Annotated in this window: 1 protein-coding gene; it reads left to right on the top strand. The window is 51.0% G+C overall.

Features of this window, described 5'->3' with window-relative positions; genetic code table 11:
• Positions 1-91: 91 nt before the first annotated feature.
• Positions 92-402, top strand: a 311-nt coding sequence (locus tag IAE50_RS25730) for a transposase (RefSeq protein WP_200581700.1), incomplete at its 3' end; no start/stop codon positions are given.

Here is a 402-nt window from a genome sequence, read left to right as displayed (position 1 = left end):
TAGACTGGCCCCCTGAATCTCCAGACAACTTATATCACTTAAATAAGTGATAGTCTTAATACTAGTTTTTAAACTAGTCGTTGGAGTCAGGATGATTGACGTTTTAGGTCCGGAGAAGCGCAGACGGCGTACCGTCCAGGAAAAAATCGCCATTGTTCAGCAGAGTCTTGAACCCGGTATGACCGTCTCGGTTGTCGCCCGCCATCATGGGGTGGCAGCCAGTCAGTTATTTCTCTGGCGCAAGCAGTATCAGGAGGGCAGCCTGACTGCCGTAGCCGCTGGTGAGCAGGTTGTCCCGGCATCCGAACTGGCCCCGGCAATGAAGCAGATCAAAGAGCTTCAGCGCCTGCTGGGCAAGAAAACAATGGAAGTTGAGCTACTAAAAGAAGCTGTCGATATTGG

It is taken from the genome of Kosakonia sp. S42, assembly GCF_016624785.1.
In the GTDB taxonomy this organism is placed as follows: domain Bacteria; phylum Pseudomonadota; class Gammaproteobacteria; order Enterobacterales; family Enterobacteriaceae; genus Kosakonia; species Kosakonia cowanii.
This window is presented reverse-complemented; position numbering and strand designations above follow the sequence as displayed.